This is a genomic window from Acinetobacter sp. FDAARGOS_515, from assembly GCF_003938865.1.
Taxonomy (GTDB): Bacteria; Pseudomonadota; Gammaproteobacteria; order Pseudomonadales; family Moraxellaceae; genus Acinetobacter; species Acinetobacter ursingii.
In genome coordinates, this window is sequence record NZ_RKIX01000003.1 from 66,728 (window position 1) to 92,151 (window position 25,424).

25 protein-coding genes and 3 tRNA genes are annotated in these 25,424 nt (G+C 40.8%); 14 read left to right on the forward strand and 14 right to left on the reverse strand.

What is annotated here, in order from left to right; all coding sequences use genetic code 11:
• Nucleotides 1-56 precede the first annotated feature (56 nt).
• Nucleotides 57-1,886, forward strand: a complete 1,830-nt coding sequence (locus tag EGS47_RS01920) for a phosphoenolpyruvate carboxykinase (GTP) (RefSeq protein ID WP_125269133.1) — start codon at nucleotides 57-59, stop codon at nucleotides 1,884-1,886.
• Between the two features lie 134 nt (nucleotides 1,887-2,020).
• Complete coding sequence (locus tag EGS47_RS01925; RefSeq protein WP_004990189.1) at nucleotides 2,021-2,395, forward strand: hypothetical protein; 375 nt, start codon at nucleotides 2,021-2,023, stop codon at nucleotides 2,393-2,395.
• Between the two features lie 57 nt (nucleotides 2,396-2,452).
• On the opposite strand, the gene glpD is transcribed toward EGS47_RS01925, so the two are convergent.
• Nucleotides 2,453-3,973, reverse strand: coding sequence for a glycerol-3-phosphate dehydrogenase (gene glpD, locus EGS47_RS01930; protein ID WP_125269134.1), 1,521 nt, complete (start codon nucleotides 3,971-3,973; stop codon nucleotides 2,453-2,455).
• 241 nt (nucleotides 3,974-4,214) lie between these two features.
• Here glpD and EGS47_RS01935 point away from each other — a divergent pair, with 241 nt between their 5' ends.
• Nucleotides 4,215-4,643, forward strand: a complete 429-nt coding sequence (locus EGS47_RS01935) for a hypothetical protein (protein WP_004990195.1) — start codon at nucleotides 4,215-4,217, stop codon at nucleotides 4,641-4,643.
• A 41-nt stretch (nucleotides 4,644-4,684) separates the two neighbouring features.
• Here the strand turns inward: EGS47_RS01935 and EGS47_RS01940 are convergent, their stop codons facing one another.
• On the reverse strand, nucleotides 4,685-5,353 hold the full coding sequence (locus tag EGS47_RS01940; protein ID WP_125269135.1) for a class I SAM-dependent methyltransferase: 669 nt from the start codon (nucleotides 5,351-5,353) through the stop codon (nucleotides 4,685-4,687).
• Nucleotide 5,354: 1 nt separating this feature from the next.
• Nucleotides 5,355-6,203: a bifunctional methylenetetrahydrofolate dehydrogenase/methenyltetrahydrofolate cyclohydrolase FolD gene (folD, locus tag EGS47_RS01945; RefSeq protein WP_004990201.1), complete on the reverse strand. Its 849-nt coding sequence runs from the start codon at nucleotides 6,201-6,203 to the stop codon at nucleotides 5,355-5,357.
• A gap of 153 nt (nucleotides 6,204-6,356) precedes the next feature.
• Between folD and EGS47_RS01950 the strand changes: the two genes are divergently transcribed.
• Together EGS47_RS01950 and EGS47_RS01955 are read left to right on the forward strand one after the other, a co-directional pair.
• Nucleotides 6,357-6,430: transfer RNA gene (locus EGS47_RS01950), tRNA-Cys, on the forward strand.
• A gap of 13 nt (nucleotides 6,431-6,443) precedes the next feature.
• Nucleotides 6,444-6,529, forward strand: a tRNA-Leu gene (locus tag EGS47_RS01955).
• Nucleotides 6,530-6,602: 73 nt separating this feature from the next.
• Here EGS47_RS01955 and EGS47_RS01960 read toward each other — a convergent pair.
• A complete protein-coding gene (locus EGS47_RS01960) occupies nucleotides 6,603-6,848 on the reverse strand; it encodes a hypothetical protein (protein ID WP_010588743.1) in 246 nt (81 codons plus the stop codon).
• Nucleotides 6,849-6,953: 105 nt separating this feature from the next.
• Here EGS47_RS01960 and EGS47_RS01965 point away from each other — a divergent pair, with 105 nt between their 5' ends.
• Nucleotides 6,954-8,117, forward strand: coding sequence for a glycerate kinase (locus EGS47_RS01965; protein WP_004990202.1), 1,164 nt, complete (start codon nucleotides 6,954-6,956; stop codon nucleotides 8,115-8,117).
• Nucleotides 8,118-8,190: 73 nt separating this feature from the next.
• Nucleotides 8,191-8,276, forward strand: a tRNA-Leu gene (locus EGS47_RS01970).
• Between the two features lie 472 nt (nucleotides 8,277-8,748).
• Here EGS47_RS01970 and EGS47_RS01975 read toward each other — a convergent pair.
• The 5 genes from EGS47_RS01975 to rlmE all read right to left on the reverse strand — a co-directional run bounded on the left by EGS47_RS01975 (nucleotide 8,749) and on the right by rlmE (nucleotide 13,120).
• On the reverse strand, nucleotides 8,749-9,063 hold the full coding sequence (locus EGS47_RS01975; protein WP_004990204.1) for a DUF5713 family protein: 315 nt from the start codon (nucleotides 9,061-9,063) through the stop codon (nucleotides 8,749-8,751).
• A gap of 72 nt (nucleotides 9,064-9,135) precedes the next feature.
• The gene (locus EGS47_RS01980; RefSeq protein ID WP_010588745.1) at nucleotides 9,136-9,330 is read right to left on the reverse strand and encodes a hypothetical protein; all 195 of its coding nucleotides are present in this window, start codon (nucleotides 9,328-9,330) and stop codon (nucleotides 9,136-9,138) included.
• A 126-nt stretch (nucleotides 9,331-9,456) separates the two neighbouring features.
• Nucleotides 9,457-10,308 carry a dihydropteroate synthase gene (folP, locus tag EGS47_RS01985; RefSeq protein WP_004990207.1) on the reverse strand — a complete coding sequence of 284 codons (852 nt, stop codon included), beginning with the start codon at nucleotides 10,306-10,308 and terminating at the stop codon, nucleotides 9,457-9,459.
• A 131-nt stretch (nucleotides 10,309-10,439) separates the two neighbouring features.
• On the reverse strand, nucleotides 10,440-12,335 hold the full coding sequence (gene ftsH, locus EGS47_RS01990; RefSeq protein WP_104794804.1) for an ATP-dependent zinc metalloprotease FtsH: 1,896 nt from the start codon (nucleotides 12,333-12,335) through the stop codon (nucleotides 10,440-10,442).
• A gap of 134 nt (nucleotides 12,336-12,469) precedes the next feature.
• Nucleotides 12,470-13,120 carry a 23S rRNA (uridine(2552)-2'-O)-methyltransferase RlmE gene (rlmE, locus tag EGS47_RS01995; protein ID WP_004990210.1) on the reverse strand — a complete coding sequence of 217 codons (651 nt, stop codon included), beginning with the start codon at nucleotides 13,118-13,120 and terminating at the stop codon, nucleotides 12,470-12,472.
• 219 nt (nucleotides 13,121-13,339) lie between these two features.
• On the opposite strand from rlmE, the gene yhbY reads away from it, so the two are divergent.
• Together yhbY and EGS47_RS02005 are read left to right on the forward strand one after the other, a co-directional pair.
• Nucleotides 13,340-13,663, forward strand: a complete 324-nt coding sequence (gene yhbY / locus EGS47_RS02000) for a ribosome assembly RNA-binding protein YhbY (protein ID WP_004990213.1) — start codon at nucleotides 13,340-13,342, stop codon at nucleotides 13,661-13,663.
• Nucleotides 13,664-13,676: 13 nt separating this feature from the next.
• On the forward strand, nucleotides 13,677-14,213 hold the full coding sequence (locus EGS47_RS02005; RefSeq protein ID WP_004990215.1) for a DOMON-like domain-containing protein: 537 nt from the start codon (nucleotides 13,677-13,679) through the stop codon (nucleotides 14,211-14,213).
• Nucleotides 14,214-14,275: 62 nt separating this feature from the next.
• Here EGS47_RS02005 and EGS47_RS02010 read toward each other — a convergent pair whose 3' ends face one another.
• A complete protein-coding gene (locus EGS47_RS02010) occupies nucleotides 14,276-14,701 on the reverse strand; it encodes a hypothetical protein (protein ID WP_004990217.1) in 426 nt (141 codons plus the stop codon).
• 321 nt (nucleotides 14,702-15,022) lie between these two features.
• On the opposite strand from EGS47_RS02010, the gene carA reads away from it, so the two are divergent.
• The 3 genes from carA to greA all read left to right on the forward strand — a co-directional run bounded on the left by carA (nucleotide 15,023) and on the right by greA (nucleotide 19,976).
• Nucleotides 15,023-16,162 carry a glutamine-hydrolyzing carbamoyl-phosphate synthase small subunit gene (gene carA, locus EGS47_RS02015; protein WP_005003402.1) on the forward strand — a complete coding sequence of 380 codons (1,140 nt, stop codon included), beginning with the start codon at nucleotides 15,023-15,025 and terminating at the stop codon, nucleotides 16,160-16,162.
• A 14-nt stretch (nucleotides 16,163-16,176) separates the two neighbouring features.
• The gene (gene carB / locus EGS47_RS02020) at nucleotides 16,177-19,410 is read left to right on the forward strand and encodes a carbamoyl-phosphate synthase large subunit (RefSeq protein WP_004990222.1); all 3,234 of its coding nucleotides are present in this window, start codon (nucleotides 16,177-16,179) and stop codon (nucleotides 19,408-19,410) included.
• An 89-nt stretch (nucleotides 19,411-19,499) separates the two neighbouring features.
• Nucleotides 19,500-19,976, forward strand: a complete 477-nt coding sequence (greA, locus tag EGS47_RS02025; protein WP_004990223.1) for a transcription elongation factor GreA — start codon at nucleotides 19,500-19,502, stop codon at nucleotides 19,974-19,976.
• A gap of 95 nt (nucleotides 19,977-20,071) precedes the next feature.
• Here the strand turns inward: greA and EGS47_RS02030 are convergent, their stop codons facing one another.
• The gene (locus EGS47_RS02030; protein ID WP_004990225.1) at nucleotides 20,072-20,770 is read right to left on the reverse strand and encodes a toxin-antitoxin system YwqK family antitoxin; all 699 of its coding nucleotides are present in this window, start codon (nucleotides 20,768-20,770) and stop codon (nucleotides 20,072-20,074) included.
• Between the two features lie 181 nt (nucleotides 20,771-20,951).
• Between EGS47_RS02030 and EGS47_RS02035 the strand changes: the two genes are divergently transcribed.
• Nucleotides 20,952-21,389, forward strand: a complete 438-nt coding sequence (locus EGS47_RS02035; protein ID WP_005003393.1) for a universal stress protein — start codon at nucleotides 20,952-20,954, stop codon at nucleotides 21,387-21,389.
• A 17-nt stretch (nucleotides 21,390-21,406) separates the two neighbouring features.
• Here the strand turns inward: EGS47_RS02035 and EGS47_RS02040 are convergent, their stop codons facing one another.
• Nucleotides 21,407-21,715, reverse strand: a complete 309-nt coding sequence (locus EGS47_RS02040) for an MGMT family protein (protein WP_005003387.1) — start codon at nucleotides 21,713-21,715, stop codon at nucleotides 21,407-21,409.
• Nucleotides 21,716-21,966: 251 nt separating this feature from the next.
• Between EGS47_RS02040 and EGS47_RS02045 the strand changes: the two genes are divergently transcribed.
• A complete protein-coding gene (locus EGS47_RS02045; RefSeq protein WP_005003383.1) occupies nucleotides 21,967-22,410 on the forward strand; it encodes a universal stress protein in 444 nt (147 codons plus the stop codon).
• 61 nt (nucleotides 22,411-22,471) lie between these two features.
• Here EGS47_RS02045 and ppk1 read toward each other — a convergent pair whose 3' ends face one another.
• Both ppk1 and mtgA read right to left on the reverse strand, forming a co-directional pair.
• Nucleotides 22,472-24,565, reverse strand: a complete 2,094-nt coding sequence (gene ppk1, locus EGS47_RS02050; RefSeq protein WP_004990233.1) for a polyphosphate kinase 1 — start codon at nucleotides 24,563-24,565, stop codon at nucleotides 22,472-22,474.
• 138 nt (nucleotides 24,566-24,703) lie between these two features.
• Nucleotides 24,704-25,378 carry a monofunctional biosynthetic peptidoglycan transglycosylase gene (gene mtgA, locus EGS47_RS02055; RefSeq protein WP_005003381.1) on the reverse strand — a complete coding sequence of 225 codons (675 nt, stop codon included), beginning with the start codon at nucleotides 25,376-25,378 and terminating at the stop codon, nucleotides 24,704-24,706.
• Between the last annotated feature and the right edge of the window lie 46 nt (nucleotides 25,379-25,424).

A 25,424-nucleotide genomic window follows, 5' to 3' on the forward strand; every position in this document is an offset into this window, starting at 1 on the left:
GCTGTATCTCAGCATTTAGATTTGTACTTTAGTACGTTTTTTAAATAGGCCTCACCATGACCCAAGTGAACGCACCAGAATTCGTTCGTCATCCTAAGCTTATTGCATGGGTTGAAGAAATTGCAAAATTAACCAAACCTGCAAAAATCGAGTGGTGTGACGGTAGCGAAGAAGAATATCAACGTCTGATTGACTTGATGGTCGCCAACGGCACAATGCAAACACTCAACCAAGAAAAACATCCAGGTTCTTATCTTGCAAACTCTGACCCTTCTGACGTTGCGCGTGTTGAAGACCGTACGTTCATCTGTTCTGAAAAACAGGAAGATGCGGGTGCGACAAACAACTGGGAAGCGCCAGCAGCGATGCGCGCAAAACTCAACGGTTTGTTTGATGGCGCAATGCAAGGTCGTACCATGTATGTGGTTCCATTCTCAATGGGTCCTTTGGGCAGCCACATTGCACAGATTGGTATCGAATTAACTGATTCTCCATACGTTGCTGTCAGCATGCGTAAAATGGCTCGCATGGGCAAAGCGGTTTATGACGTTCTTGGCACCGATGGCGAATTTGTACCCTGTGTTCACACAGTTGGTGCGCCTCTTGCTGAAGGCGAAAAAGATGTTGCATGGCCATGCAATCCTGAAAAATATATTGTTCACTACCCAGAAACGCGTGAAATCTGGTCTTACGGTTCAGGTTACGGCGGCAACGCATTACTCGGTAAAAAATGTTTAGCCCTTCGTATCGCTTCTGCAATGGGTCGCGAACAAGGCTGGCTCGCTGAACACATGCTGATTTTAGGTGTCACTAACCCACAAGGTGAAAAGCACTACATCGCAGCAGCATTCCCATCTGCTTGTGGTAAAACCAACTTTGCAATGTTGATTCCACCAGTAGGCTATGAAGGCTGGAAAATTGAAACTGTTGGTGATGATATCGCTTGGATCAAACCAGGTGAAGATGGTCGTCTGTATGCAATCAACCCTGAAGCTGGTTTCTTCGGTGTTGCGCCTGGTACAAACACCAAAACCAACCCGAACTGTATGGCAACCCTACACAAAGACGTAATTTATACTAACGTTGCTGTGACTGATAACGGTGAAGTATGGTGGGAAGGTCTATCTAAAGAAGTTCCAGCAAACTTGACCAACTGGAAAGGTCAACCTCATGTAAATGGTGAAAAAGCAGCACATCCAAATGCACGTTTTACTGTTTCAGCAGGCCAATGTCCTTCTATTGATGCTGACTGGGAAAATCCAGCAGGTGTTCCAATTTCTGCATTTATCTTCGGTGGTCGTCGTGCCGATACGGTTCCTTTAGTATCAGAAGCATTTGACTGGGTTGATGGTGTTTATAAAGCAGCAACCATGGGTTCTGAAACTACTGCGGCGGCTGTTGGTCAACAAGGCGTAGTACGTCGTGACCCATTTGCTATGTTGCCGTTTACTGGTTACAACATGGCAGATTACTTCCAACACTGGTTAGAAGTGGGTCAGCAAGTCGGTGAAAAAGCTGAAGCTGCGGGCAATAAATTACCAAAAATCTTCAACGTCAACTGGTTCCGTCGTGATGCTGAAGGTAACTTTGTATGGCCTGGTTTTGGTCAAAATATGCGTGTGCTTGAGTGGATGATTGACCGTGTTGAAGGTCGTGCCAATGCAGTTGAAACACCAATTGGTTATGTTCCAACTTATGACGATCTTAACTGGGCAGGTACAGATTTTTCTAAAGAAGAATTTGATCTGATCACTGCACAAGACAAAGATCAGTGGATTACTGAAATCGAAAGTCACACAGAATTGTTTACCAAACTTGGTGATCGTTTACCACAAGCATTAAAAGAACGCCAAGAAGCGTTATTAAATGCGGTTAAAAACCACTAAATCAGTTAATCGCATCATAAAACAGGCCATTTAAATGGCCTGTTTTATTATGTGCAATATGCTAAGAAATATCGGCAAATAATCTTTAATATACTGATAAATTTTATTTTTTTACAACCAAAGAGAAACAAACAATGAAAAAACTTGTTCTTTGTACTTTGTCTTTACTTGTTCTTTGCAACATCACCCATGCAAATGAGGTAACAGCAAATGAAAAAGCGAAGAATCATTTCGGGGTATGTCTTATTAGTGGTGTTCCATCGCAGCAATATGTGGTCGTTAAACGTGTAAAAGTTGCAAAAGGCACCTATGGAAGTGTTGAAGAACTCTATCCAAAATTAGGCAATGCTGCGCAAAAACTGAATGCCAATGCGATTGTGGATTATAATGCGAGTCAACGTTTTGGCTTTTGGCCATGGCGTATCGTTCGTCCTGTAGCAACAGGAACAGCAGTCAGATGGAATGCACCGAATGTAGATTGTCAAAGTTTAGGCGGTAAGGAAATCTAAACGTCGATCAATTGTTTTATAGCTGCATAAATTGACTTTATGTAGCTTTTATTGATATTAAGCAATCTTGCTGTGCTGATGACCTAGAACGCTTTGAAGATAATCATCCAATAATGTCATATCAGCTTTACCAAATTTTAATCCCAGTTTACTACGCCGCCATAGAATATCATCTACTGATTGTGCCCATTCCACTTTGGTCAAGTAATCGACTTCAAGTTGATAGAGCCCGTGCCCAAAATATATGCCAAAGTCCTCCAAAGTATAGACTTCTCTGAGCAACTGCCAGACACGAGTGCCATAACTACTCGCCCAACGTGTCGCAATTTCGATTGGAATATGTTTAATTCTGAGCTGAATCCCTCGTATTAACCCATCTAAACTTTTAAAATACTCCCCTCCTGGTAATGGCTCATATTCAGTCCACGCAGTCTGTAACTCAGGGAAAAAAGGGGTTAATTCATCCAGTGCAGATTCAGCAAGTTTTCGATAGGTGGTTAACTTACCCCCAAATACCGATAGCAACGGCACCGTCTCATTCAGCATCGTCATTGCCAAAGTATAATCTCGGGTCACTGCTGAGGGTTGATCTGACTCATCATCACATAAGGGTCGAACCCCAGAATAAGTTTCGATAATATCTGCTTGAGTAATCGTGCGTTCAAAGTGCCAGTTTACCACTGTCAATAAATATTCAATTTCATCCTGTGTGATTGCGACCTGCTGCAAGTCTCCCTGATAAATCCGATCCGTCGTTCCGATCAATGTATATTCATCTAAATAAGGAATGGTAAATACGATACGTCGATCTTCATTTTGTAAAATATAGGCATAGTCTCCCTCATAAAGTTTGGGAATAATCAAATGACTACCCTGAATGTGGCGAATTTTATAAGGAGAATCCAGTTTAAGCGTATCTTTTAGAAAACGTTCAACCCACGGCCCCGCTGCATTGACCAAGGCTTTTGCACGAATTTGATACTGTGTTTGTTGCTGCTTCAAAGTTAATAACCATGTACCATCAATTACTTCTGCGGCAACACACTCAGTTCGAGTTACCAGTTCTGCCCCTTTTTCTCTAGCTTGCATCGCATTTAAAATCACTAAGCGCGCATCATCTACTGCACAATCTGAATATTCAAAGCCCAATACAATATCCTGTTTTAAAGGACTTCGTTGATCCAAGACCAAACGCTTAGATGCAGGTAATTTTTCTCGTTTTCCCAAATAATCATATAGAAATAAGCCAGAACGGATCAACCATGCTGATCGTAAATGTGGACGATGTGGCAAGACAAAACGTAAAGGACGGATAATATGCGGAGCTTTCGCCATAAGAACTTCGCGTTCAGCAAGTGCTTCACGCACCAGACGAAATTCAAAATGCTCTAAATAGCGCAAACCACCATGAATCAATTTACTACTGGCAGATGAGGTATGACTCGCAAAGTCATCTTTTTCACAAAGAAAAACGGAGAGTCCCCGTCCAGCAGCATCATTGGCGATCCCTACCCCATTAATACCACCACCGATCACCGCAATATCATAAAGAGGAAGATCATTAAAATGAGATAACATGTGTGATTCCCCCTTTTTATTATTATCAATCTTTAATCAAGATCATTTGAAATTAGCAAATTTAAACACAAAGTGAAAGCTTTACCCGCCATATACGGTACGTATTTTATTTGCCAAGCTGAATGGTTTTAAAGTTAATACAATTTTATGGTTTGTTTAGGTCCGTAAATGCTTAAAATATAAAAAATACATCTGCATATTTTCAACTACTGACTTAAATACGATTAGAAGGAACAACCTCATGAAAAAAAGCTTATTATTTTTAATTACAGGGAGTGTCATTGTATTAACTGCGTGTCAGAGTACCCCACGTCAATACAACGGCAACACAGGCTATCAGGTTGAAAATAAAACGGCATCTTCTGCAACACTGGCTTATACACTTGCTGGACGCTCTAACCAACAACTTGATGAACGAAAATTACAACGCGCCTGCCAACAAGTTTTAGGCACCACACAAACTTATAAATTATCTATTTTAAGTATTAATGAAATCGCCAATCCTGCGGCAAATCAATCAAGTCAGGATGGATTACAAGTCGGCAACTCACGTATGTCTGTGGGATTAATGGACTCTCCTAGTCTCAACAACAGTGAAGGCTATGCGACACGTCAAGCGTTAGACACTAAACCCAGCACACTTAAAGTTGTACGCTATACCTGCTCATAAGCTTTACTTAATCGCCTCCAAATAAAAAAAACGCTGTAATCTTACAGCGTTTTATAAAAACTCACGTTGCGAAACTCTTTTGCTTCATCCAGATCAGGCCATGTTGTGGCACTACGTTCATCAATCTTCATATATTGAGGATGACTAAAATTTTTGACCCGGCTGTCTGCCACCCACACTTCTGGGGCAAATTTTAAAAATTCATCTAAAAAGAAACGATTAGATTGATCATATAGCACATCGGCAGCAAGTAACACATCCACTTGTTCTGCCTTGTATAAATCATCCAGATATTCAAGCTCAACATCATTAAGCAATGCATTCTCACGACAGGCAGCCAAACTTACTTGGTCGATATCACAACAAATGACTCGCTTAGCCCCTGCCATTTTCGCTGCAATAGCGACAACACCAGAACCTGCACCAAAGTCTAAAACCACTTTATCTTTGACATGCTGTGGCTCTGCCAGCAACCACTGCGCCATCGCCAATCCAGAAGCCCAACAAAAAATCCAGTAAGGTGTGTCATTCCAAATCCGTCGAATCACTTCATCATCCAAACGATCGGATGGAAAGACAGGTGGAATTAACCAAAGTGAAATTGGCGTTTCTGGTAATTGCTGTGGTGATAATTCACACTGAGGAATCACGTGATGAAGCGCCTCAAGCAAATGCTGAGGCACTTTTGAACACTGAAATGTAGAGTTCATATTAAACTAAAGCTTTTTCAGCCGCTTCAACAGTTTGACGAATCAAAGTCGTAATCGTCATTGGCCCAACACCACCTGGTACAGGCGTATAAGCCGATGCAATATCTTCAATTCCTTGTAATTGGATATCACCTACACCGCCGCCATCACGCGGATGAAAACCCGCATCGACCACGACTGCATCTTGTTTAATCCAGTCTTTTTGGATGAGTTCTGCTTTACCCACAGCACCCACAATAATATCTGCTTGTTTTACGAATTCAGCTAAATTCTGTGTACGTGAATGGCAAATCGTCACAGTCGCATTCGCTTCAAGTAACATCGCCGCCATTGGCTTGCCTAAAATCGCAGAGCGCCCAACCACAACCGCATGTTTACCCGCAATTTCAATGTTGTTTTCTTTTAAAATCGTCATGATCCCAGCAGGTGTAGCTGAACCATAAGCCGCTTCGCCCATGGCCATACGACCATAACCCAAACAAGTCACGCCATCGACATCTTTATTCAAAGAAATCGCATCAAAACAGGCACGCTCATCAATTTGAGCAGGTACTGGATGTTGTAACAAAATCCCGTGTACATCTGGATTGGCATTTAATTTTTCGATTTCAGCCAGAAGTTGCTCAGTGGTGGTTTCCTGTGGCAATTCAATTTTAACTGAATCCATGCCTACACGTTTACAGGCATTACCTTTCATACGTACATAGGTTGCAGATGCACCATCATCTCCGACCAAAATGGTAGCCAAAATTGGGGTACGACCTGATTTTGCTTTTAACGCTTCTACACGTGTAAGCAAGTCAGCTTCAATTTGTTTTGCCAATGCACGACCATCAAGAACCAATGCCACAGCACATCTCCAAAGTAGATATGAATTCGATTTTGCAAATGATACATGATAATTGAGTCAATTTTATTTTAGATGTTGTTTTTCTGTGCATATTCGCTGAAATCACTATTGTTTTTTTTCTGAAGCTTGCTAATATGTGCATCACCAAATGATGGCGGGGTGGCAGAGTGGTCATGCAGCGGACTGCAACTCCGTGTACGCCGGTTCGATTCCGACCTCCGCCTCCAAATTTGGTAAAAAGCCCGGGTGGTGAAATAGGTAGACACAGGGGATTTAAAATCCCCCGCCCACAAAGCGTGCCGGTTCGAGTCCGGCCCCGGGCACCATTTTAAATCAGTTAAAATGGTGCCAATAAAGAATCCAGCATAAGCTGGTTTTTTTATGTCTAAATGATCCTTTTTACCAATATTTAAACCAAAGCCATAATCTATTCAAACACCGACTCGCAGTATCAGGTGCAAAAAACCCCATCAATGTACACGTCAAACTGATGACTAAAATAATCGTTGAAGAACTAAAGCCTGTATCTAAGTATTTCGCCATAGATAGTGCAATCAGAAACCCGAAAACCAAACCTAATAATCCATAACATCCTGCGAATACAAATCGATCCGTCAAAGTCCACTGCTCCATTCTTTTTTTCATTATTATCACCCAATTAAAATATTTCGTATTGTTTTAAAGCGATGTTATCTTAAATAGCATTTGATTTTAAATTAACAATTTACTCCAGAAAAGCTGCCGTCATCTATGCCTAAAACTTTTGTACTCGCCCCAGATTCGTTTAAAGAAAGTATGACTGCACTTGAAGCTTGTCAAGCGATGCAAAGTGGGCTGCAAAAGGTATTTCCTGATGCTTATTTTATTTTGTACCCTATGGCAGACGGTGGTGAAGGTACAGTCGATACCATAATTAATGCTCAGCATGGACAAAAAATTGATATTGAAGTGATGGGGCCTTTACCTTCACAGCGAATCTCAACTTATTTTGGCTTAATCAATCAAGGCAAAACAGCAATCATTGAGATGGCAAAAGCCAACGGTATTCACCTTCTCTCTTCCGAACAGCGTGACCCTTTACTTACCTCAACTTATGGAACGGGTGAAATGATTCGCTTAGCACTGGATCACGGTGTTTCTCAAATCATTATAGGTTTAGGTGGAAGTGTGACCAATGACGCAGGCATGGGAATGGCGACTGCTTTAGGAGTTAAATTTCTAGACCAAGAGAAACAACCCGTTAGGTTAGGTGGTGGTTATCTCAATGACATTCAGTTCATAGATATTTCTGAAATAGATCAACGCCTGAATAACGTTGAAATTATCATTGCTAGCGACGTGAATAACCCTCTATTAGGACCAAATGGTGCAAGTCATGTATTCGGCCCACAGAAAGGTGCAAGTCCTGAAATAGTTATACAACTTGAATCAAACCTCACTCACTTTGCCAATTTAATTGAAAAGCAGCTCAATATAACAGTTCAAGATATTGCAGGTTCTGGTGCAGCGGGTGGATTAGCTGCTGGGCTTTTGGTGTTTACACAAGCCAAAATCCAGTCTGGCGTAGAAACAGTGATTAATCTGTTAGATATGCAACACACCATACAACAGGCCGATTATGTGTTTACAGGCGAAGGAGGAATTGATTTTCAAACCAAATTTGGAAAAACGCCCATCGGAGTAGCACGTCTTGCGCACACATATGATAAACCCGTTTTTGTTTGTGCAGGCTATATGGGTGAAGGAATCGAAAGTCTGTATGAGGAAGGCATTACTGCAATATTCGGAATACTTGATCAAAGCAGTGATCTCAAAACAGCACTGCAAAATGGCCCCAAAAATCTAAGTCGATGCTGCGAAAATATTGCCAGATTAATTCGCAGCATTGACGCAAGCACATTTAAAAACGAGTAGTTGATTGAAAAAACTACAAATAATTTCAGATATTCTTGCCAATATTGGGCAGTTCATCTATCATTGCCGACATGCCCGGGTGGTGAAATAGGTAGACACAGGGGATTTAAAATCCCCCGCCCACAAAGCGTGCCGGTTCGAGTCCGGCCCCGGGCACCATTTTAAACTGTTGAAATGGTGTAAAATAAAATTTCCAGCATAATGCTGGTTTTTTTATATCTAGTAAGATAATAATCTGATGAAAAAAACTGAACTGTTACCTATTATATTTAGTATCAGCATTAAACATGACGCCCCGTCATGCTCAAGATATTTTTCGAACCAGTAAAAATAAAAAAAAACAGAAGCTCTATTTAAAAAATCGCGCAGTGGCGGCAAATGAATATCTTATTCAAAGTAAAAAAGTTGAAGTAATAAAATAACTAGAAAAGTTCAAGCAAAATTATTCTCAATTTTGGCTACGTCTTTTAGCAACCGCTAAATATAATCATTCACAATTAAAATTAAACGTTGAAGACATTACAGATGTACATCCGAATCAAAGTTGCGACATAAACCAAATGTTGCTAGATTTATTCTTAGCCGATTCCCACACAAGCCAACAGAAATAACCTCAGACTTACAAGAGAAATTACCACTCTCTACTCGCGACCAATTCCTCTAAATCAATCTCAAGGTATCCCGCATCCTGCACCACCATCATCATAGCTTCAGCGATATAATCCGTGGCAGTATCATCAAGGCTTGAATCCAAATCTTCAAAATCAGCTTTCATTTCATTGATTTTCAGTAAAGTTGAATCTGCTAATTGATAAATTTCAGATTCAGTTTTAGGATTAGCTTGAATTTTTCTTGAAAAATCAATTAGGTCTTGCTTTATTTCAGCCACCAAGATTTGAGGATAATAACCATCATCAAACATAGGGAGAAGTAGATCATTTAACATGGATAAAGGCTTAACAACATTAAAAATTCGGTGATGCTTATAACATACCTTCAAATTAAATTCGACTAGTCACTAATCCCAGAGTTCAAAATTTAGTCGATGTTCTTCAAAAATCAACCAACCTGCAAGCAACAATAAGATCGCCATAAAGGCAAATAAGGTATTTGCAGTAAAAATTGCAACAAATAAAAAAAGGATGTCTAAAAGGATAGAAGCAATAAACACCACAAAAATGAATGGATGAAGCTGCATGATCACTTTACTCATCGATAACAACCAATTTATAAATTAACATGCGCTTCACTTTCAGCCTTATCTTCACATACCCAAAACTTCATCTTCTCAAACAATTCAGCAATTGAAGGATCTTTAGGCAAAATAAGATTGACGCTTTTAAGCTTGATTCATTGCCTGCCAAATTCGAATTGCATCCACAGTTGCCTTAACATCGTGTGCGCGCACCAGTGAAGCCCCCTGCTGGATACTCAACAAATGCGCTGCCACACTACCCACCGCACGTTGTTGCGCATCAGCACCGCCCAATGCCTCGCCGATAAAACGTTTACGTGATAATGCCGATAAAATCGGATAACCCAATTCATTCAACTTCCAAAACTCTTGCAAGAGCTTTAAATTTTGTTGCGCATTTTTAGCAAATCCAAATCCCGGATCAATCATAATATTTTCTGCTTTCACACCCGCAGCCAATGCTTCATCAATCCGAATCTTCAACTCATCGATGACGTCTCGTGTTACATCGCCATATTGAGCCAACTGATTCATGGTCGTTGGCTCACCGCGCATATGCATGACAATCACGGGAACGTTCAGCTCAGCAGCAGTCTCTAGCGCTTGAGGGCGAGTTAATGCTCGAACATCATTCCAGATATGTGCGCCAGCCTCGACAGCAGCCCTAATCACATGAGGTTGACTGCTATCAATTGATAAAATCACGTCTTGCTTTGCCAATAGTTCAACAACGGGCACTACTCGTCGAATTTCTTCCTCAACCTCCACAGGTGATGCCCCCGGTCGTGTAGACTCCCCACCAATATCAATAATGGAAGCGCCATCTGCAATCATTTGCATGGCATGCTCATAAGCCTGCTGTTTTTGATGATATTGCCCGCCATCACTGAATGAGTCAGGCGTTACATTTAAAATACCCATCACCTGAGGTTGAGATAAATCGAGTAGGTGCTGACCACACTTGAGTTGTCGCTGAGGTAAAGGCATTAAACGCATGAATTGACTCCTGTTGTTGAGGCGTATTTTAACAGTATGTTTTCTAATGCTAGTTGATTTAATTTCACATCAAGCTGAATAATATGCAAATAAAAAGAGCTGCCGAAGCAGCTCTTGTAACACTTAAATCATTAACCCATTGAAGGCAACGGTGGTGGTGTAGAAGGACCACTACTTGGCGGATCCAAATCTACCACAGGATTTTCAGCCACATAGACTTTTGGTGGACGTGGTTCACGACCTTCCATAATGTCACGTACCTGCTCACGATCAATCGTTTCCCAGTCCAGAAGCGCCTTAACCATCACATGCGCTTTATCCTTGTTATTTTCAAGAATATCCCAAGCAACTTTATATTGTTCATCCAGAATGCGACGAACTTCCTGATCGACCTGCTGCTGTGTTGCTTCTGAAATGGTACGACTGCCTACATTTCCAAAGAAACCATTCTGGTTCTCATCTTCATAGACCATCACGCCTAACTTATCGGACATACCATATTTGGTCACCATCGCACGCGCCATTTTAGTTGCACGCTCAAAGTCATTGGATGCACCGGTGGATTGCTGATTGATAAAAATCTCTTCGGCAATACGGCCACCAAATAAAATCGAAATTTCATTCAGCATTTTGTCTTTATAATGACTAATCTGGTCTTGTTCAGGCAATTGCCAAGTGACACCCAAGGCCCAACCACGCGGCATAATCGTCACTTTATGTACAGGATCAGTACCCGGCAACATCTCAGCAACAATCGCATGTCCAGACTCATGGTAAGCCGTTGCACGACGCTCTTCTTCACGAAGAATCATCGATTTACGCTCAGGTCCCATATAGATCTTGTCTTTAGCATCTTCAAAATCATGCATATCCACCGTATTTTTATTACGACGAGCTGCAAACAAAGCTGCTTCATTTACAAGGTTAGCCAACTGTGCACCAGAAAAACCCGGTGTACCACGTGCCAAAACTTTTAGATCTACACCAGTAACTGAAGGAAGTTTCTTCAAATGAACATTCAGGATTTGCTCACGACCATTAATATCAGGCAAACCAACCATCACTTGGCGGTCAAAACGACCTGGACGCAACAAAGCTTTATCCAGAACATCTGCACGGTTAGTTGCAGCAATGACAATTACCCCTTCATTACCTTCAAAACCGTCCATTTCAACCAACATTTGGTTCAAAGTCTGTTCGCGCTCATCATGCCCACCACCTGTACCTGAACCACGGTGACGACCGACCGCATCAATCTCATCAATGAAGATAATACATGGTGCATGGCGTTTCGCTTGCTCAAACATGTCACGGACACGGGACGCACCCACACCGACAAACATTTCAACAAAGTCAGAACCAGAGATACTAAAGAACGGAACTTTGGCTTCACCCGCAATGGCTTTGGCTAATAAAGTCTTACCCGTACCCGGTGGACCCACCATAAGCACACCACGTGGAATGGTTGCACCCAAACGCTTAAACTTTGCAGGATCTTTTAAGAAATCAACGATTTCAACGACTTCCTGCTTCGCTTCATCACAGCCAGCGACATCTTTAAATGTCACTTTAATCTGGTCTTCTGAAAGCATCTTGGCCTTAGACTTACCAAAACTCATTGGTCCGTTTTTGCCACCAGCTCCCCCACCCATATTTCGCATAAAGAACATGAATAACAAAATGATGAGAAGTACAGGAAAACTAGCAATGAGAAGTTGCATCAACAAGCCCTGACGTTGTGGTGCAGTTCCTTCAACCACGACGTTATTTTTGTTTAGGCTTGGTAAAAGCTCGGTGTCTTCAACCTGCGGACGTACTGTCTCAAAATGAGAGCCGTTGGTTTTTTCACCACTAATATTTAAACCATCAATAGTGACTTGCTTAATTTGACCAGCATTCACCGCAGTAACGAATTCTGAATAATTCATTGCTGATGGCTTATTGCGGTCATTGATGTTACTGAAAATCAAAATCAGAACACCAAGTATTATTAGCCACAATACGGCATTCTTGAAGAGATCGCTCAAAGCTTTATTCCCATTATCAATCTAATTTGATCATGCCCATTACGGGGTAGACCCTAGTAAACAGCAAGTCTAATGCTTGCTACAAGTTGAAATTGTACAAAATGCACAATTTTTCTCGACTTGGCAAGTAAACTTTATCGCATTGCCTTTTTACGCCCCTGCCCGATCAAAAATACTTCTTTTGAACGCGCACGGGAAGCTTCAGGTTTTACAGTTTTCAACACATCAAAACTATCGACGACTTGCTTTCGAAACTCATCGAAACCAGCGCCCTGAAACACTTTTACCACAAATTGTCCATTGGGGCCGAGTACTTTCTGGGCAAAATCGAGAGCCAGTTCACATAAGTAAATCTGTCGAGGTTGATCGACAGCCCTATTACCTGATGTATTGGGGGCCATATCTGAAATTACAATATCTACAGTACGACCATTTAAAATATTTAACAATTTTTCGAAGACTTCCTCTTCGCGAAAGTCACCTTGTAGGAAGGTAACATCTGGAAGTGCATCCATAGCTAAAATATCAGATGCGATGACCAATCCTTTACTTCCCACCAGTTTTCCTGCAATTTGCGACCAACTGCCTGGGGCTGCACCTAGATCAACCACCGTCATACCCGGTTTGATCAGTTTGTATTTTTCCTGAATTTCAAGAAGTTTGTATGCAGCACGGGCACGGTAACCTTCTTTTTGTGCTCTTTTCACAAAAGGATCATCAAGGTGTTCCCGCATCCACGCACGACTACTCTTCGATAACTTCTGATTGGTAATGCGTGTCGCCATAACTCACTAAATTATAAAAAACTTCTGATCTGTTATTGTACGTGAAAAATACTGATTTTGCAGTATGCATATGTATCTAGAATTAACACTTTCATGATCTTTTTTTCAATGATCATGATCGAATATTTCGTATATTTATGCGTATTGGCTGCATGCTGAATCTATCTTAGATACGGGATGCAAGTTATACTAGGTCGTTTTTACATTCAGGTAGTTTTCATGGCGGCTTTATCTATTCAAGAGCGCAAACGTTTACGTCAGATCGGACATGCGCTAAATCCTGTGGTCATGATCGGTGGGCAAGGTTTAACTGAAAACGTGATCGAAGAAACCAACCGTGCTTTAAACGACCATGAACTGATTAAAGTAAAAGTTGCAGGTGAAGATCGCGAAGTTCGTGCACAAGTCATTGATGAGCTTGCTCAAGCCACAGGTGCAGAAGCAGTTCAGAAAATTGGCAAAATCGTATTACTCTACAAAAAAGCACCGAAACAAAATCCGAATTTATCCAATCTGGTTCGTCACGCTCATTTAGCCAAATAAATCGATTTTAATTATGGCAAGTTATGAATTGATGTCTTTCGATCGTTTTGAATCAATCTCATTGGTTGGAGCGATCGAACAACAATCTCCATTTACACTCAATGTTGGTTATTGGCTACGTGATCCTAATCATTTAATGCTTTGGCCAGAGCAAGTTGCAGCTCATCCACGCCGTGATTTTTTGTGGGAGCAAACCTGTTTTGAAATTTTCATTGGGGTGAAAAATCAGGATTTTTATCGCGAGATTAATTTATCCCCTTCTGAAGCATGGCAAGCCTATCAGTTTGAAGAGTATCGTTATCCTGAAAATATACCGCCAATCGCAGCTTACGACATTGAGTTAAATCAATTGAAACGAACCCATTATGGGATGAATGTAAGTGTGGACTTAACAGTGTTTATGCAAAAGCATCAACTGAAATGGTCTGATCTTTATGTAGGTTTAAGCGCCGTTTTAAACACATCACAAGGTATGCATTTTTATGCCATGCAACACAGCAGCCCATCAGCTGATTTTCATAATAAACGCGATTGGCTACATGAGTTTTAATACAATTATTTTGAGCTATTTAAACCAGTAAAAGTAGTTACTTTTACTGGTTTTTTTGTTTTTTAGTTCTCACGTACTTTATTCCATGCTTCAACAGCATGTTCTTTTGAGCGTTTGAGTACGTCAGTTAAAGTATCCTTGTGTTTTAAAGTAATTTGACCTAAATCATCTTTAATTTCACGACCGACTTTACCAAGATCTTCTACCAAAGTTCCAAACTCTTTTTTAATGACATCACCAAGTTCGGTTAAATCACCTTGAGAGTTATTAAATTGAGACTTAATAATGTCAACGCGCTGTAATACATCTTCTTTAAGATGCGAAAGTTGGGTTTGAATGGTTTGATTCAATTCTTTTGCTTCAGCTTCAATTTTTTCCTGTGTCTCAGTTAGAACATCTTTTACCTGAGCACTTGTTTCAGTATATAACTGTTCAACTTGTTGTTGGTGTTCTTCAACAACGGCCTTCAATGGTTTTTTTGCTGGCATGTGATGATCCTCTTTTTTTGAATTATGTCAGTTTTTATTTTAAATCGATCAACATTTACCCACCATACAAAATTGTTAGACAATACTTATTTTACAAACTGATCCCGATAAAAGGCCAACATCATTTGTATTACCTAAATAAGTCAGGATTTGCTTTAAAATGCGTAGACTTTCACAGACTTCATGCGTATAATGCGCTGTTAAGTTATAAGCGAGCAGACCAAGAAGGAGGGCGTGTTTTTTTAAGACAGCCGGCCTTTTTTTATGTCTACTCGCTTTTTTACAGCCCTATTTTTGTGGTTTTAATTCAGGAGCTTTGGTTTGAGCACCCCCGCCATTTTAGCCCTTGCTGATGGAACGATCTTTAAAGGAACGTCTATTGGTGCAACGGGATCAACGACTGGTGAAGTCGTTTTTAACACAGCCATGACTGGCTATCAAGAAATTCTGACCGATCCAAGTTATGCACAACAACTGGTGACGTTAACTTATCCTCATATTGGTAACACTGGTTGCAATAGCGAAGATAATGAATCGGGTCGCATCCACAAAGTTTGGGCAAATGGCTTAATCATTCGTGATCTTCCATTACTGCATAGTAATTTCCGTGCAGAGCAATCCTTAGGCGACTACTTAGAACAAAATAATGTCGTAGCGATTGCCGATATTGACACCCGTAAATTGACACGTATTTTGCGTGATAAAGGTGCCCAAAATGGCTGTATCCTTGCGGGCGAAAATATTACAGAAGAAGAAGCACTTGCGAAAGCACGAGCATTTGGCGGCTTAAATGGTTTAGACCTTGCGAAAGAATGCTGTGACCCAGATGGCTTTGAATGGACTGAAGGTTCATGGGAGCTGGGTACAGGCTTTAGTCAACCTGAATTAAAATATCATGTGGTTGCATACGATTACGGTGTCAAAACCAACATCTTGCGTATGCTTGCAGACCGCGGCTGTAAATTGACTGTTGTTCCGGCTCAAACACCTGCTGAAAAAGTATTAGCGTTAAATCCAGATGGTGTGTTTTTATCTAATGGTCCAGGCGATCCAGCCGCGTGTGACTATGCCATTGAAGCGGTAAAAACGATTGTTGAAACCACGACGTTACCTGTATTTGGTATTTGTTTGGGACATCAAATTTTAGCACTTGCTTCAGGTGCCAAAACCATGAAAATGAATCATGGTCACCACGGTGCCAACCATCCTGTACAAAATCTTGAACAAGGTACAGTGATGATTACTTCTCAAAACCACGGCTTTGCTGTTGATGAAAGTACCTTACCAACAAACTTAAAAGTGACACATCGCTCACTGTTTGATGGTACAAACCAAGGAATTCATCGCACTGACAAACCAGCATTTAGTTTTCAGGGTCATCCTGAAGCCAGCCCAGGTCCACATGACTGTGCCCCATTGTTCGATCATTTCATCGAACTTATTGAAGCCGCTAAGAAGTAATTAAGGAGCGAATAATGCCTAAACGTACGGACATAAAAAGCATCCTGATTATTGGTGCGGGTCCTATTGTGATTGGTCAGGCCTGTGAGTTTGACTATTCTGGTGCACAAGCCTGTAAAGCGCTTCGTGAAGAAGGTTATCGCGTGATTTTGGTGAACTCCAATCCTGCGACGATTATGACCGACCCTTCTATGGCGGATGCAACTTATATCGAGCCAATCACTTGGCAAACGGTTGCACAGATTATTGAAAAAGAACGTCCAGATGCGGTTCTCCCAACCATGGGTGGTCAAACGGCATTGAACTGTGCATTGGCACTGGATGAAAACGGCGTTTTAGAGAAATACAACGTTGAATTAATCGGCGCAAGCAAAGACGCAATTGAAAAAGCAGAAGATCGTAAACTGTTTGATATCGCAATGCGTAAAATCGGGTTGGAATGTCCAAAAGCCGCCATTGCAGAAAACATGCAGGAAGCTTTGGAAATTCAATCACGCTTTGGCTTCCCTGTCATTATCCGTCCATCGTTCACCATGGGTGGTTCAGGCGGTGGTATCGCGTATAACCGTGAAGAATTCCTTGAAATCTGTGAACGTGGTTTCGATCTTTCTCCAACGCATCAGTTATTGATTGATGAATCATTGATAGGCTGGAAAGAGTACGAAATGGAAGTTGTTCGTGATAAAAACGACAACTGTATCATTGTCTGTGCCATCGAAAACTTTGACCCAATGGGTGTTCATACAGGTGACTCGATCACAGTTGCACCAGCCCAAACACTGACAGATAAAGAATATCAAATCATGCGTAATGCATCGATTGCCGTTCTTCGTGAAATTGGTGTTGAAACGGGTGGTTCTAACGTTCAGTTTGGTATCAATCCTCAAGACGGCCGTATGGTCGTGATCGAGATGAACCCACGTGTTTCTCGTTCATCTGCACTTGCCTCTAAAGCAACAGGCTTCCCGATTGCTAAAATTGCGGCAAAACTGGCAGTGGGTTATACCCTTGATGAGTTGAAAAATGACATTACAGGTGGAACCACACCTGCATCATTTGAACCATCGATCGACTATGTCGTAACCAAGATTCCTCGTTTTAACTTTGAGAAATTCCCACAAGCTGAACCTGTACTGACGACGCAGATGAAATCGGTCGGTGAAGTCATGGCGATTGGTCGTAACTTCCAGGAATCTGTACAAAAAGCACTTCGTGGCTTGGAAGTAGGTGTATCTGGTTTTGATGAAAAAATTGAAATTGGGACTGAAGGCGCACGCGAGAAAATCCAGCATGAACTGAATGTTCCTGGACCAGAGCGTATCTGGTATGTTGCAGATGCTTTCCGTCACGGTTTTAGCCTTGATGACGTATTCAATGCAACCAAGATTGATCGTTGGTTCCTGATCCAGATTCAAGACATCATCAAAACTGAAGAACAAGTGAAAACCTTGGGCTTTGGTGACTTGAATGCCGATAATATTCGTGCATTTAAACGTAAAGGTTTATCTGACCTGCGTATTGCTGACCTCATGGGTATTTCACAAAAACAATTCCGTAAACAACGCTGGAATTTAGGTGTCTATCCTGTTTACAAGCGCGTGGATACGTGTGCAGCCGAATTTGAATCTTCAACGGCTTACATGTACTCAACTTACGATGAAGAATGTGAAGCAAATCCATCAAACCGTGACAAAATCATGGTGATTGGTGGTGGTCCAAACCGTATTGGTCAAGGCATCGAGTTTGACTATTGCTGTGTACATGCGGCACTTGCAATGCGTGAAGATGGTTATGAAACCATCATGGTCAACTGTAACCCTGAAACAGTTTCAACCGACTACGATACTTCTGATCGTTTGTACTTTGAACCTGTTACCCTTGAAGATGTGCTTGAAATCGTACGTACCGAGAAGCCTAAAGGCGTAATCGTACAATACGGTGGTCAAACGCCTTTGAAATTGGCGCGTGCTTTAGAAGAAGCAGGTACGCCTATCATTGGTACATCTCCAGATGCCATTGACCGTGCAGAAGACCGTGAACGCTTCCAGCAAATGATTCAGCGTTTACAGCTTCGTCAACCGAACAACAGCATCGTCAAATCTGCTGAAGAAGGTATGGCAGAAGCGTCTAAAGTAGGTTATCCGTTGGTTGTTCGCCCATCTTATGTATTGGGTGGTCGTGCTATGGAAATCGTCTACAATGATGAAGAACTGAAACGTTACTTACGTGATGCAGTTCAAGCATCCAATGAAGCACCTGTTTTGCTTGATCATTTCTTGGATGATGCGACTGAAGTTGATGTCGACTGCGTATCTGACGGTAAAGATGTGGTGATTGGCGGTATTATGCAACACATCGAACAAGCAGGGATTCACTCAGGTGACTCTGCATGTTCAATCCCACCTTATTCTCTTTCTGACACCATTCAGAATGAAATGCGTCGTCAAACTATCGCGATGGCAAAAGAACTGGGTGTAGTGGGCTTAATGAACGTTCAGTTTGCTGTAAAAGGTGATGACGTTTATGTGCTTGAAGTAAATCCACGTGCATCGCGTACGGTTCCATTCGTATCGAAATGTATTGGTGAATCTTTAGCTAAAGTTGCTGCACGTTGTATGGCAGGTCAAACGCTTGCTTCTCAGGGTTTTACTAAAGAAATCATTCCGACTCGCTTTGCTGTAAAAGAAGCAGTTTTCCCATTCGCGAAATTCCAAGGCGTTGATCCAATGCTTGGGCCTGAGATGAAATCGACAGGTGAAGTGATGGGTGTCGGTAAAACCTTTGGTGAAGCGTTCTATAAAGCAGTATTGGGTTCAAATGAACGCCTGCCTGGATTACCGACTGAAGGTGAAATCAAGCATGCTTTCTTGTCTGTACGTGAGTCAGATAAAAAATATATTGCTGATATTGCTAAAAAACTCGTGGACTATGGTTTTAAACTGCTTGCTACAGGTGGAACTTATCAGGTACTTAAAAATGCAGGTTTGGCATGCGAACGTGTAAATAAAGTAACTGAAGGCCGTCCACATGTTGTTGACCGCTTGAAAAATGGTGAAATACACCTTATTGTCAATACCACTGAAGGTAAACAAGCTCAGTATGACTCAGCCATGATTCGTCGTGCAGCCCTACAAGGCAAAGTGTATTATACGACGACTATTAATGGTGCTGAAGCAGTTTGCCAAGCTTTTGCAATTCAATTACCAATGGATGTATATCGCTTGCAAGATTTACAAACTGTAGGTTAATTCGTTACCGATAAGCCCGTCACTTTATCGGTGGCGGGTTTTTTGTTTTTTTAAAAAGGTCAACTCCCATTTCATTTAGAGGGACTAAAATGCAACGTTATCCAATGACTCCAGAGGGCAAAGAAGCTCTTGAGAAAGAATTACACCAGCTAAAGACTGTGGAACGTCCACGTATTACTCAGGCGATTGCTGAGGCACGTGAACATGGCGATTTGAAAGAAAATGCTGAATATCATGCTGCACGTGAACAACAAGGCTTTTGTGAAGGTCGTATTCAGGACATCGAAGGCAAATTAGGTGCAGCTCAAGTCATTGATATTCATGAACTTGAAAAAAATGGTCGTGTGGTTTTTGGGGTAACGGTGACCATTGAAAATCTGGACACTGAAGAACGTAAGACCTATAAAATTGTAGGTGATGATGAAGCTGATTTCAAAATCAATAAAATCTCTGTGAACTCCCCTATTGCACGTGGGCTTTTGGGCAAAAATGAAGGCGATGAAGCCAAAATTGTCACTCCACAAGGTGAAGTCGAATATGAAGTCGTAAGTGTTGAGTATCTCTAAACATCTAGTTTAATGACTTAAAACCCACAAGACTCAAAAATGAATATCCAAATGCTACGCCTGCAAAGGTTTAGATTTGGATATTTTTATTGCACTTAAAATGTATCCCAACGAACAATTTCTTTTCCTTCATATTGCATGATGCTTGTGATTTTATTTGAAGCGTCAAACTCGGTGATGGTTTTATGTTCAATGCCATTGACTATTTTTTGTTGAGTTTCACGTCGCGTATCTTCTTTTTCATACCAGTAAGTTTCTTGATAATTCCCCTCTCCATAGATCGCCTGAATTTCCTGTTGCCCAGTTTGATACCAAGATTGCTGCAAACCCAATAATTGATCATTTTGATAGTGATGGTTAGATCTTAATTGACCTGAGCGATACCAACTTTTCCACGTTCCTTGCTTTTTATTGCCAATATAATGACCTTCAGCCACTTTATGTCCATCATAATCCCAAACTTGGATATCGTTATTTTTTACGATATCTTCAAAAAAATCAAAATTCGTTTCAACATCAAATCTAAGACACTCAGCGTAATGTTGACCCGAATTTGGATCTAAACTTTTGACCCAAAACGCACTCGAATTTTTTTGATTATTTTCATGGTAATACTGGATGAATAAATTATCCTGATCATCTTTCTTAATTAGCTTAATCTGGCAATTGTATTTAAAATCATCTTTAGGATCGCCTAAAGAACCCACCCAGTAAGCAACACCAAGTAGACCATCTGAAGAACAGCCTATTAAAAATGATGTCATCATCAAAGTAAAAACTGCACACTTTTTCATTCAGTCCCCAATACAAACAATAAAGTTTTGCACATTATTTTTAATTATATTTATCAATATATCATATTCATTTTTAACAAAATCACATTGTTGCCATCTGTTCTTTCTGCTAAAAATATCATTTAAGGTTTATTCTCTTTATCCACCTAATGCATACCTAAACTTAATATGAGACTATAAAATGAGCTATCAGCATATACTGGTTTGTGTAGATGATTCTGAACCTTCTATCAAGGCACTAGAACACGCCATACAATTAGCCAAGAGTTTAGGTAGTCAAGTGGCGGTCTTAGAGGTCTTGGAACTCGACCCGATGATTGCTGAGGACTATATAAATAAGGGGCAAAGTAACGTATTGATCGATCGAGCAAAGGATTATATCTTGGCTTCGCTAGAAAAGATTAAAGCCCAATATTCAGAAGATGGACTAAGCTTAAGCATTCAATATCGTGAAGGCCTCTCAATTGCCGAAACAATCATTCAGACCGCTATAGAGCTTAAAGCTGATTTACTGGTGATGGGGTCACATGGACGCACAGGTTTAAAGAAACTTGTATTGGGTAGTGTTGCTCAAACCGTATTGGCTCAAAGTCCAGTACCTGTTCTTATTGCTAAATAAATCTATTTTTCAAGAGATCAATTCCATTGGTATTTTTTTAGACTCACTTTCCCTGCAACTACCACAACATCTTCCTCTAGTAATTTCATTTGCTGGATATTTTCTCCATGTGCATTTAATCGGTTGGTGCTGATTTTGCCTTGAGCATTAATCACACGATGCCACGGCAAATCACTTTCAGGATCAAGATGTTTTAAAACATATCCCACTAACCGCGCATGCTTAGGGAGCCCCGCCAATTGGGCAATTTGTCCATAACTGGCGACTGTACCATAAGGAATCAGAGCCACTACTTCGAGTATCTGGATATGAAGTTCTTTGGTCATTTATACGCCACACATATCGTGATCGTCTTTGTTGAATAGGATTCTCAATCTGCTCGACTTTAGTGTAAGCATGATAAAGTTGCCGATTAATTATGCTATTTTATCACTGTATTGCATGTGATTAACTCAAAGTAATCCTCGAATATTCGTTCGGTTCAAACGACATATTTCAGGCAATATGATGATAATGTTGAAAATATATACACAATAACTTTTACAAACAATTTTTTATAATGAAAAGGAGTTTACCGATGTCATATCAACATATTTTGGTTCCTGTTGATGGTTCATCCACTGCCCTTGCTGCGGTTCATCAAGCGGCACAATTAGCAAAAACCTATAATAGTCAGGTGACCATTTTACTGGTCGTGACGATTGATCCTTTTATTGGGGTTGAATATGTTAATGCTGAAAGCCAAAAAGAAGATGCCATTAATCGTGGACGCGCTATGATCCAAGATATTTTGGAAGAAGCAAAACAAGTGTTTTCATCACAAGGTGTCGAAGCAAAGACTAAAATAGTCGAAGGTCAGGAAATTTACAAAGAAATTGTGAATGCTGCAACAGAGGTAAATGCTGACCTTTTAGTGATGGGTTCACATGGCCGTACAGGGTTTAAAAAGTTAGTACTGGGTAGTGTGGCACAAAAAGTATTGGGAGAGATTTATATTCCAGTATTGATTGTTCGAAGTTAAGCATAAATATTCAGACATAAAAAAAGAGAATCATTCGATTCTCTTTGGATTCAGATTTAATTTACTTAAAAATTTCCAATAGAGTTTGCTGTGCATTATGAGGTTCCTCACCTTCAGCGAGTTGAGCACGCACCCATGTTCCATCCCCTTGCAGCAACCACGCTTGCTGGTTATCTTTTAAATAATTCACCAAACCTTGCTGATAAATTCGTTTCTTCAACACTGGATCTTCGATTGGGAAACACGCCTCAACACGATTGAATAGATTACGATCCATCCAGTCCGCGCTCGAACAATAAATCCGAGCATCGCCATTATTACTAAAATAATAAACGCGGGTATGTTCTAAGAAACGGCCGACAATAGATCGAACACGAATATTTTCAGATAGTCCAGGTAAACCAGGACGCAAACAGCAAATCGAACGAATGATCAAATCAATTTTAACGCCTGCCTGCGAAGCCTCATATAGTTTGTTAATCAACTGCATTTCAGTCAATGCATTGACTTTGACAATAATCTGGGCGGGCTTGCCTGCTTTGGCATTGGCAATTTCATCATCAATAAAATTAATCAATTGAGCATGTAAGGTAAATGGTGCATGCAATAACTTTTTCAGCTTTGCCATTTTACCCATTCCCGTCAGTTCCTGAAAAATACGATGGACGTCATCGCATAATTCTTTCTCTGTGGTCAGCAAGCCGTAATCGGTATAAATACGGGCATTACCTGCATGGTAATTCCCTGTACCCAAATGTACATATCGAACCAATTTATTATTTTCACGGCGCACCACCATGATCATTTTGGCGTGAGTTTTATAACCCACAATACCATAGACCACGACTGCTCCCGCTTCTTGTAACAGGTTTGCCACTTCGATATTGGATTCTTCATCAAAGCGCGCGCGTAACTCAATAATAGCAGTCACTTCCTTACCATTACGCGCTGCTTCTGCCAAAACTTGGACAATTTCAGAATCCGCACCACTACGGTATAAGGTTTGCTTGATTGCAAGAACCTGTGGATCACGTGCTGCTTCACGCAGTAAATTGATGACAGGAGCAAAAGATTCAAACGGATGATGCAGTAAAATATCCTGCTTCTGCATCGCTGCAAAAATATTTTCTGATTTTTTGAGTATTTTTGGAATGACAGGCGTATGCGAATCATAACGCAAATGCGGACGTTTAAAATTGGATAATAAACGTGCAAGATTGACGGGACCATCGACTTTATAAAGTTGTTCTTCGTCCAGATCGAACTCATCTAGTAAATATTCATAGATATGCTTTGGACAGTTTTCAGTGACTTCCAAACGTACTGCACGACCAAAACGGCGTGAACTTAATTCACCTTTTAAGGCTTTAGCCAGATCTTCAACGTCTTCATTCAGGGCCAAGTCTGCATTACGCGTCACACGGAACTGATAGCAACCTGTCGCAGTCATTCCTGGGAACAGGTCAGAAATATGTTCATGAATAATCGCAGAAAGCATCACATGATGTTCTTTACCGCCAGTTAATTCATTGGGTAAACGTACTACACGTGGCAACGAACGTGGTGCAGGTACAACAGCCAAATCAATCTGACGACCAAAAGCATCTTTGCCTTCTAAAGTGACAATGAAGTTCAGGCTTTTATTGACCAAGCGCGGAAATGGATGCGCAGGATCTAAACTAATCGGTGTTAATACAGGTGCAACTTGTTCCTGAAAATATTTTTTAATCCATGACGACTGGGCAGGTGTCAGCTCACCGCGACGTAAAAAGCAAATATCTTCTTCACGCAGCTTTGGCAAAATTTCTTCGTTTAATATCCGATATTGGCGTTCAATGGCGGCATGTGCGGTTTTAGAAATTTGATCTAGAACCTGTCGTGGGGTCAAACCATCTGGGCTACGACTTTCATTGCCCAAATACATTTGCTCCATGACACCAGCCACTCGGATTTCAAAAAACTCATCCAGATTACGCGAAAAAATCAGCAGGAAGTTCATCCGCTCCAAAAGTGGATGTAATGGATCAACCGCTTGTTCCAAAACTCGCAAATGAAAATCGAGAATTGAAAGCTCGCGGTTAATATAGCGATCATTATAAGTATACTCTGCTTCTGTCGGCATAGTTTCAGACGGTGTTGTAATCGCGGTATTCATGCATTCAACCTGACATTATAAATTTTTGATGCCTAAACAAGGCTTTTAAATAGTATGCTGCAAAATTATGACAATTTCATAAAAAAAGCTCGTATTCACAAGCTTTTTTAAAAATTACCATATTCTAAAACCAGATATTTATGGAATCTGGCTATAGCGCATATATTTTAAGGTAAAACGCTGCTTAAACTTAAATTTTGGATCATTACGATTGGCTTGATAACCTTTTGGATTTGGCAATAATGCAGCCAAAAATGCAGCTTGTTGATTGGTTAAGCTTCTCGCGCTTTTATGAAAATAATATTGAGAGGCGGCTTCCACGCCATAGATATTATCTCCGAGTTCAACCGAGTTCATATATACCTCAAGAATACGTTGCTTTGACCACATGCGTTCCATCATCCATGTTGCAACGGCTTCCTGACCTTTGCGAATCAATGAACGTTTATTATATAAAAATAAATTTTTTGCTAATTGTTGCGAAATAGTGGAACCACCATTGACGACTTCGCCTGATTTTTCATTTTTCTCAAGTGCATACTGAATACCATCCCAGTCAAAGCCATGATGTTGTAAAAACTTACCATCTTCTGCCGCGACAACTGCGCGTTTAAATGTATCGCTGATATGGTCATAGTCACGCCATTCATGATGCAACGGCTCAGAAGGATCTGACCAATAATCGATGCGCATAAACATCGTCGTTTCAACGGGATGCGTTCGCCACCAAGCCAAACTACAAAAAATCCATAACTGAACCAGAAGAATAAAACTGACAAGAATTAAAACAGCGCGAACAATAAATTTCTTCATGCCAGATGGGTTCTCCAGAAAATCACGTATTTCATGTTAAGCTTAA